Consider the following 8,917-nt stretch of genomic DNA (forward strand, 5'->3'; position numbering starts at 1 on the left):
GCGCGGCTAATTATCTGGGTTGGTGGCGATTTGTTCGGTTTTAATCATAGTTTGCAAAACTTCCCAGACAGTTTCTACAATTTTTTTCTGTGCGACTTCGTTGGGGTGTATCCCATCAGCTTGAAAAAAATCGTGTTTGTCGCCAAAACCGGCCAGCAGGAATGGTATTAATTTGATTTGATAGTTTCCAGCCAATTGCGGAAAAATGGCTTGAAACTTTTGTGTATAGGACATGCCATAGTTGGGAGGTAATTGCATGCCGACGAGTAGAACTAGAGAATTGTTTTGTTGGCATATTTCAATGATAGTTGCCAAATTCTCATAGATGGATTTTATAGAAGCGCCGCGCAAACCATCGTTAGCGCCAAGCTCAAGAATAACAATCTCAGGACGATGTGTTTCCAGTGATTGTTTAATCCGATTGCGTCCCCCAAGTGTTGTTTCGCCGCTAATACTTGCGTTGATGATTTGATAATCAGCAAATTTAGACTGTAATCGTTGTGTGAGTAACGCAACCCAGCCAGCTTCGATGGGCATGCCATGACCGGCAGAAAGACTATCACCAAAAACCATTACCGTTTTGGGTGATGCCGCTGTAGCAGGAGCAATGAAAGTAAGAAGTAACGTCAGAATAATCAGGAAATTTTTCATGTCAGATAACTTTGTTAAACAACCCATTCTTTGGACTAAGGCACTCACCAAGCAGGTTAATACCGGCGACAAACAATTAACCATATTGCAGGATATTGATTTGCAGGTTAACGCCGGTGAAGCTGTTGCAATTATAGGCGCTTCCGGCTCGGGTAAATCTACTTTATTAGGATTGCTGGCAGGATTGGATTTACCGACTTCGGGGAAAGTTCACCTGGATGCGATTGATATTTTCACTCTGGATGAAGATAGCCGGGCTGCCTTGCGCGGCAAAATTCTGGGTTTTGTATTTCAGTCGTTTCAATTACTTCCTGCATTGACCGCGATTGAAAATGTGATGTTACCGCTTGAACTTTCTTCAGCCGGAAACGCTGAAACAACGGCGCGGAGATTACTGGAGCGGGTTGGGCTTTCAATGCGCTTGCATCATTATCCGAAACAATTATCCGGAGGCGAGCAACAGCGGGTTGCCATTGCACGTGCATTTGCAACAGATCCCAAATTATTATTGGCCGATGAACCTACGGGGAACCTCGATTCTGCTACCGGTATACAAATTATTGAACTCATGTTCGAACTCAATCGTGAACATGGTACAACATTGGTTTTGGTTACCCATGATGAAGCGCTGTCACGGCGCTGTTCGCGCCAAATCCGTTTGGCGGATGGCAAGCTTGTGAATAGTTACTAAAGCTAAGCATTGTTGATATTCACCCTATATTTTCGACAAGGTAATATTTCTCTCCATGAATCATTTTAAGCTGTCTTTCCGCATGCTGCGCCGTGACTGGCGTGCAGGCGAACTCAATGTATTGGTTCTGGCACTGGTTATCGCAGTCAGCGGAATGACCACCGTAGGTTTTTTTGCAGATCGGGTGGAGTTGGCACTTTCGCGTGAGAGCAATCAATTGCTGGGCGCGGATTTACTGGTTATTTCGAGTAAACCCTTACCCGAACACTATGCTGATGAGGCAAGCCGGCTTGGATTATCTGTCTCATCGCTGACTAAATTTCCCAGCATGATCTCCAATGGTGAGAACAATCTGTTGACAGAGATTAAAGCGGTTACGGAGGGTTATCCACTGCGCGGGCGTGTGCACCTAGCCAGCAGGTCATCAGAAACACCGGAAATTCAAGTGGCGGCCAGAATTCCACAACCGGGCACCATCTGGGTCGATGATAAAGTCATGACACGACTTGATCTTAAAGGTGGTGACACAGTAGATGTGGGCGATATCCAGTTAACGGTAACCGAACTGGTCGTGCGTGAGCCGGATCACTCGGTAGGATTCATCAATATGGGCGCGCGCGCCATGATCAACGCAGCCGATTTGCCAGATACCGGTTTAATTCAGGAAGGCAGCCGCGTTTCCTATCAGTTGCTCGTGGCGGGTGAAATAAAAGCGGTGCAGCAATTTCGTGATTGGGCGAAACCTCAGCTTACCAAGGCGCAGCGAATTGAAGGCATCCGGGATGCGCGTCCTGAGATTAAAGCAGCATTGGAACGTTCAGAAAAATTCTTAAGCCTGGCGGCCTTGGCCAGTGTCGTCCTGGCAGCGGCGGCAATTGCATTGGCTGTACGCCGGTTTACCCAGCGTCATCTGGATGGCTGCGCGGTGATGCGCAGCCTGGGAGCTAGTCAGAAACAGCTATTTTATCTGTACTTGTATTATTTTATTGTATTGGGCGTTATCGCCAGCAGTATTGGATGCTTGATTGGTTTTGCGGCCCAGGAGATTCTGACGCACTGGTTAACCGGTATTGTCGACACTGAATTACCCTGGCCCAATTGGCTGCCAGCGCTGCAAGGTCTGCTGGTAGGGTTGGTGCTGTTACTGGGTTTTGCATTACCACCTGTACTGAATTTGCGTAGCGTTCCGGCTTTGCGGGTATTGCGCAGAGATATCGGCTTATCTAATGCGCACAGCATAGCTGGCTATTTATTGGGATTAGTAGCCCTGTCGCTTTTGTTTATCTGGAAAGCGCAAGACCTGAAACTGGGTCTTTACATTGTCATTGGATTTGTCTCGGCCATTGCCATTTTTGGTTGTCTGGGCTGGTTACTGATCAGACTATTATCGAGCCTCCGGCATCAAGCCGGCGGGGCTTTGCGGTATGGTTTGGCCAGTATCAGCCGCCGTTCGGTTTCCAGCGTGTTGCAGGCAGTGGCATTGGGGTTGGGTTTAATGGCATTACTGGTGCTGACGCTGATTCAGGATGATTTGATCGACGATTGGCACACTAGCTTGCCACCCGATGCACCAAATCACTTTCTGGTTAATATTCAGCCGGATCAGTTGCAGCCACTGGAGGAATTTTTCCAGCAATATGGCATTGAACATCCGCCGGTGTTTCCGATGGTACGAGGCCGTTTGATCAAGATTAATGGGAAGGATGTATCACCGGAGGATTATGCAGATGATCCGCATGCGGAAAGGCATGTCCGGCGCGAATTCAATTTATCCTGGGCGAGTCAGCAAGCATTGGATAACCAAGTTGTTCAAGGCAAATGGTGGAATGCGGATAACAGCGAGGCGGTTATGTCGATTGAAGCGGGCATTGCTAAAACAATCGGTGTCAAGCTAGGTGATGAACTGACTTATGATATTGCGGGTAGTCCTTTTTCTGCCAAGATCACCAGCATGAGAAAAGTGGATTGGGATAGTTTCCGGGTTAATTTTTTTGTTGTCGTGCCACCCGGTTTGCTGGATAACTACCCGGTCAGTTATATCACCAGCTTTTATGTGCCGCCGGCAGAAATTGCCATGATGCATGAACTGGTCAGAACCTTCCCGAATATTCTGGTGGTCGATGTGGCAATCGTTATCAACCAGGTGCAGCAAATGATCGATCAGGTAACGCAGGCGATTGAATTTGTTTTTGTGTTTACCGTACTGGCCGGATTTTCCGTGTTGTATGCAGCGATTGCTTCCACGCAAGATGAACGCATCTATGAAGCGGCCATTTTCAGAGCACTCGGTGCCAGACGGGAACAATTGTCGCGTGCTTGGGCGGCGGAATTTGCGATATTGGGCGGATTGGCTGGATTGTTTGCGTCGGCCGGTGCCAGTGTGCTTGGTTATGTTATTGGTAAGCATGTCTTGCATCTCGACTACACGTTTAATCCCTGGATTTGGCTGGTTGGTACGTCAATCGGCGTGATCGGTGTTTTGGTGGCCGGTTTACTGGGTACGCGCTCAGCATTATCCAGCCCGCCGTTATTAACTTTACGCAAAATTGGCTAATCACGCTTCGTGACTTCGATGATTTCACCGGCATCGATACCTAATTCACAATCGCCCAAGCTCAAATCGCTGCCGCCACTGAGTTTGTATATTCATATTCCTTGGTGTCTGAAGAAGTGCCCTTATTGCGATTTTAATTCGCATGAAATTCGCGGGGAGGGCAGCCAAGCACCTGAGGAAGAATATGTTGCGGCGCTAATCCGGGATCTCGAGTTTGCTCTGCAAGAGGTTTGGGGTCGACGGCTCAGCAGCATATTTTTTGGCGGCGGCACGCCTAGCTTATTCAGTGCTAAGGCCATTGATGCAATCTTGACGGCAGTGCGCACATTATTTCCGCTGGAACATTTCGCCGAAGTTACACTGGAAGCCAATCCCGGAACATTCGAAGCGCAGAAATTTGCCGATTTTCATGCTGCAGGCATCAACCGCCTGTCGATCGGCGTACAAAGTTTTAATGCGCAGCATCTGAAAGCATTAGGACGTGTGCATGATGATCAGGAAGCCCATCGTGCGGTGGACATCGCACTGAAGAATTTCGACAATATCAATCTTGATCTGATGTATGCATTGCCCGGGCAAACCCTGGAAGAAGCGCAAGCTGATATTGAAATGGCGTGTTCTCTCGGCGTCACGCATATTTCCGCCTATCATTTGACGCTGGAGCCGAATACGCTGTTTCACCGCTTTCCACCCAATCTTCCCGATGATGAACAAGCAGCAGCGATGCAGGACATGATCGAGCAAACGACCGCAAGTCATCAGTATCGGAATTATGAGACTTCAGCCTTCGCACAGGCAGGGAAGGAGTCACGCCATAACATGAATTACTGGCTTTTTGGCGATTATCTCGGCATTGGTGCGGGCGCGCACAGCAAAATCAGTTTCGCCGATAAGATTGTGCGGCAGATGCGCACTAAGCAACCGAAGGAATATCTGGCCAAAGCCAATGCAGCAGAATCGTTAATCCAGACGCAGCAGATACTGACTCCCGCGGACCGGGGATTCGAATTTATGATGAACGCGCTACGGCTCTCCGGCGGATTTGAAACGGCTGTGTTTCAGGAACGCACTGGCCTATCGATTACCGCCGTTCAGAAGCAATTGGATGAAGCCGAACAACGCGGCTTGCTGGTACACGATCATCACCGTATTAAACCCACCATATTAGGCAGACGATTTCTCAACGATCTGCTGCAGCTTTTTTTGCCTGAAACCACAAACCCGGAATAATGCTTGTCAGCGATTCAGCGTGATTGTGCGCTAAAATCGCACACTTCTGATTTGAAGTTACTTGTACAAGGAGTCAATGCCGTGGCATACGTGAAGCCGGAAGAAATCGTTGAAAACATGTTGCAGGCGGGAGCTAAGAAAGCGGGTCTGCCGGTCAAGCAGTTGCTGATTCGTGGTTTTCTGGCAGGCGCTTTTCTCGGTTATGCCACCACACTGGCGATTCTAGCGGCAACGCAAACGGGCTGGGGTATCGCCGGTGCGCTGGTGTTTCCGGTTGGTTTTGTCATGATCGTTTTACTCGGACTGGAACTGGCAACCGGCAATTTCGCGCTGATTCCGATCGCCGTCAAAGACAAAAGAACGCCCTTCAACCATTTGCTCAAGAATTGGACCTGGGTGCTGACCGGTAATCTGATTGGTAGTGTCACGTATGCATATTTGTATTGCATCGTCGCGACCAAAATGGGAACCATCGACCCGGAAACCATCCCCGCGCTGCAACGAACGATCGCCATCGCAGAAACCAAAACACTGGAATACGCCAAGCTCGGTCTGGATGGTACAATCACCGCCTTTATCAGTGCAATGCTGTGTAATTGGATGGTGACATTGGGTGCCGTCATGGCATTCACCTCGACCGCAACCATCGGCAAAATCACCGCGATGTGGCTGCCGATCATGACCTTCTTCGGCTTAGGGTACGAACACGCCATCGTTAACATGTTCGTGATTCCCGCCGGTATGCTACTGGGCGCAAATATCACGCTGGCTGACTGGTGGTTATGGAATGGGCTGCCGGTGATTGCAGGGAATTTGTTTGGCGGGATGATTTTTACAGGATTTATGTTGTATTGGAGTTATAGAAAGGTGGATTGAATGATACGCATGGCTCAACGAGCTCATTTGCTGAACTTGCGATTCCCCGTGGTCTTGCCGCGGGGATAGGTGCAGGGCGCGCGGAGCAAAATTATTATCTTTTTCAAACCGCCTATCATTTCTACGTCGACCTGTTTAGCAAGATGGAATTAATAAGCGGAATGACGCCTCTTGCGGCTGGTAGGGAGAAATTTTGTGAATTTCTGATCATTTGTCCGAGATTCACAGAATTAACACAACTTAACAAACATTAATGTAACTATGTTAATCAGTATGTTACAATCATATAAAGGTTAATGAAGATATGTGAAATAGTATTGTATTTAACCTATTGTGTAACCCCGGTGTAACCCCGCATAGGCCAAAATATGGAAAATAAATTCAATTTCACTAAGAAAACCATAGACGCATTATCAACACCAGATCCCGGTAAGCGTGATACCTACCACGATATAAAAACAGCCGGGTTACAACTCCGCATCACTTCCACTGGTGTAAAATCCTTTTCAATTTACAAGCGCATCAGTGGCAGCAGCCCAGAGCGAATAACTCTTGGTCGTTATCCTGATATGACCATCGAGAAGGCGCGGCTGGAAGCTGCACGAATAGCCGGGGATATTGCAAGCGGTAAAAACCCCGCTGCGATCAAACGCGGCACCAGAGAGGAACTTACTTTTGCTGAATTATTTGGCGATTACATGGAGCAATATTCACGCCACAACAAAAAGACATGGCGGGAAGATGAATCACAGTACAGGCTGTATCTTGAAAAACCACTGGGTAAAAAGAAACTATCAGCTATTGACCGATCAAGCATTAAAAATATACACCTAAGCATTACCAGAGCAGGGCACCCGATCACGGCTAATCGTGTTAAGTCGCTAATATCGGGTATTTTTGGATGGGCGATATTAGAGGGACTATGGGAAACCAACCCCGCCTCAGGCATTAGACGCAATAAAGAAAAGAGCCGTGAAAGATTCATTCAGGGGGAAGAATTGCCGCGATTCTTTCAAGCACTGGCGGACGAGCCCAATCAAACAATCAGGGATTATGTATTGATGTCATTATTAACCGGTGCAAGGCGCTCAAATGTGCAGGCCATGCGCTGGCAAGATATCAGTTTTGACCGTCATGAATGGCGAATTGATGAAACGAAGAACGGCACCCCGCAGACTGTCACATTATCACCCGAGGCTGTCGAGATATTACAGAACAGGAGGCCTTCAAATGATGCTGTATTTGTTTTTCCCGGACGTGGCGAGTTAAGCCATTTAATGAATCCGGCGAGAGGCTGGCAGCGAATCCTAGAGCGTGCTGGAATCAACAATTTACGCATTCATGATCTAAGGCGCACCCTGGGAAGCTGGCAATGTAAAACAGGTGCTTCATTGGCGATCATTGGGAAGTCACTCAATCATAAAAACCAGAACACAACGGCGATTTATGCCCGGCTTGATCTTGATCCTGTTCGGGATTCGGTCAATAAGGCAACCAGCGCAATGATGCAAGCAGCAGGACTGAAGGATAGTGCTGATGTAATGAAGATCGGCAAAAACACGTAATGGTGAAAAATGGCAGACAACAATAATCGTTATGCGCAGATTTATGATCAGAAAGACAAAGTCAAAAACGACTTAAGAGATAATTACCAGAATTACGAAGATTTACTTGAGTATGCAACAAAAGCCGCGATTGAATTACACATAGCGAAATTTACCTATCAAGAATTTATAAACGCTTCATTTTTCCGGGAATTCGTTGTGGCTGAAGGATCTAAAGAAGGATTGGCGCAACTTGATAAACGAATGAAAGATAACCCTATTTACCAGGAATTCATGTATATGCAAGCTCATGAAACGAAGATGATTCGTTCATTTAGAGCGGGAGGGAACCGGCATAAAGAGGATAAGTATTATAAAGATTTTGTGACCAGTGACTGGGAAAAAGATCCCCAAAGATGGCCAAACATAGCGAAGGCTGTTGACTACTACTACGATGAATTAGTGAAAAAGCTAAAAAATGACCAGTCATCAAGAGAATTATATGATTGCCGTACGATTAAAGGATGGCTTAAAGAGCGCGCCAGCATAAAAGGATTTAGCACTAAATAGATTTTTTCTACAGTCTCCTAGGAGACGTTAGGAGGTCAATTATTTGCTCTGTATATTACCCAAAGATGTTGTTAGTTAATAACGTTTTTGGAGAATATATCAAATGCAATCTAAATCCGCGGTTTCAGCAATTATCAAGAATCAATCCACTGATCCATTATTCACCCCACCTGAAGCAGCCGAATATCTGGGCGTTAGTGTAGATACTTTGTCGGTATGGCGCTGTGTTGGTCGTTATAACATCCAATTTGTGAAAGTCGGACGGTTAGTGAAATATCGCAAATCTGCGCTTGATGCTTTTCTTGACCGTCGCACGCAAGGCGGGGAGGCTTAAACTATGCTACGAAATGAAAACGCCCTGCGGGAACAGGGCACTTTCGATATTGTTGGAAGTGAACGCCCGATTGTGGTTAGTTTTACCGGCGATCCAAACAAAGTAGGGAAAGGCGCATGGTTTGGCAAACCTTGGATTGCTGACAAGACACCGCTTCTTGATGGCAGTAACAACTACACCAGCTTTGCTACTTTCAAGCCCGATGACGAAGGCAGATACAGGCGGCAGAAAAAGCATTTTGTCGCATTGTATGCGGTCATGTTGGATGATGTTGGTGTCAAGGTTGATTTTGATCGCATCACGCTCGAACCAAGCTGGAAGATCGAGACTTCCTCGGGTAATTTTCAGATCGGTTTTATATTGGATGAGCCAATCATCGACCCGATTAAAGCTGACAACCTGCTTAATTCAATCATTGAAGCTGGGTTATGCGATCCGGGATCAAGTGGCGCGTGCGCAAGGCTTGG

9 protein-coding genes are annotated in these 8,917 nt (G+C 47.1%); 8 read left to right on the plus strand and 1 reads right to left on the minus strand.

All coding sequences use genetic code 11. The features are described 5' to 3' along the window. Nucleotides 1-6: 6 nt before the first annotated feature. Nucleotides 7-651, minus strand: a complete 645-nt coding sequence (locus tag ACH10T_RS10290) for an arylesterase (protein ID WP_394809190.1) — start codon at nt 649-651, stop codon at nt 7-9. On the opposite strand from ACH10T_RS10290, the gene ACH10T_RS10295 reads away from it, so the two are divergent. The 8 genes from ACH10T_RS10295 to ACH10T_RS10330 all read left to right on the plus strand — a co-directional run. Further along, nucleotides 650-1,342 carry an ABC transporter ATP-binding protein gene (locus tag ACH10T_RS10295; RefSeq protein ID WP_394809191.1) on the plus strand — a complete coding sequence of 231 codons (693 nt, stop codon included), beginning with the start codon at nt 650-652 and terminating at the stop codon, nt 1,340-1,342. The genes ACH10T_RS10290 and ACH10T_RS10295 overlap by 2 nt on opposite strands. A 55-nt stretch (nt 1,343-1,397) precedes the next feature. Next, nucleotides 1,398-3,896 carry an ABC transporter permease gene (locus ACH10T_RS10300; RefSeq protein ID WP_394809192.1) on the plus strand — a complete coding sequence of 833 codons (2,499 nt, stop codon included), beginning with the start codon at nt 1,398-1,400 and terminating at the stop codon, nt 3,894-3,896. Nucleotides 3,897-3,914: 18 nt separating this feature from the next. Continuing rightward, nucleotides 3,915-5,126 carry a radical SAM family heme chaperone HemW gene (gene hemW, locus ACH10T_RS10305; protein WP_394809198.1) on the plus strand — a complete coding sequence of 404 codons (1,212 nt, stop codon included), beginning with the start codon at nt 3,915-3,917 and terminating at the stop codon, nt 5,124-5,126. An 81-nt stretch (nt 5,127-5,207) separates the two neighbouring features. After that, entirely contained in the window at nt 5,208-6,002 is a 795-nt protein-coding gene (locus ACH10T_RS10310; protein ID WP_394809193.1) for a formate/nitrite transporter family protein, read from the plus strand. Nucleotides 6,003-6,370: 368 nt separating this feature from the next. Next, a complete protein-coding gene (locus ACH10T_RS10315; RefSeq protein ID WP_394809194.1) occupies nt 6,371-7,567 on the plus strand; it encodes a tyrosine-type recombinase/integrase in 1,197 nt (398 codons plus the stop codon). 9 nt (nt 7,568-7,576) lie between these two features. Next, the gene (locus ACH10T_RS10320) at nt 7,577-8,116 is read left to right on the plus strand and encodes a hypothetical protein (RefSeq protein ID WP_394809195.1); all 540 of its coding nucleotides are present in this window, start codon (nt 7,577-7,579) and stop codon (nt 8,114-8,116) included. Between the two features lie 103 nt (nt 8,117-8,219). After that, complete coding sequence (locus ACH10T_RS10325) at nt 8,220-8,450, plus strand: helix-turn-helix domain-containing protein (RefSeq protein WP_394809196.1); 231 nt, start codon at nt 8,220-8,222, stop codon at nt 8,448-8,450. Nucleotides 8,451-8,453: 3 nt separating this feature from the next. Continuing rightward, nucleotides 8,454-8,917 (plus strand): hypothetical protein (locus ACH10T_RS10330; RefSeq protein ID WP_394809197.1); only part of this gene is annotated, 464 nt, incomplete at its 3' end.

Origin of the sequence: Nitrosomonas sp., assembly GCF_043753625.1 — a bacterium.
Lineage (GTDB): Bacteria > Pseudomonadota > Gammaproteobacteria > Burkholderiales > Nitrosomonadaceae > Nitrosomonas.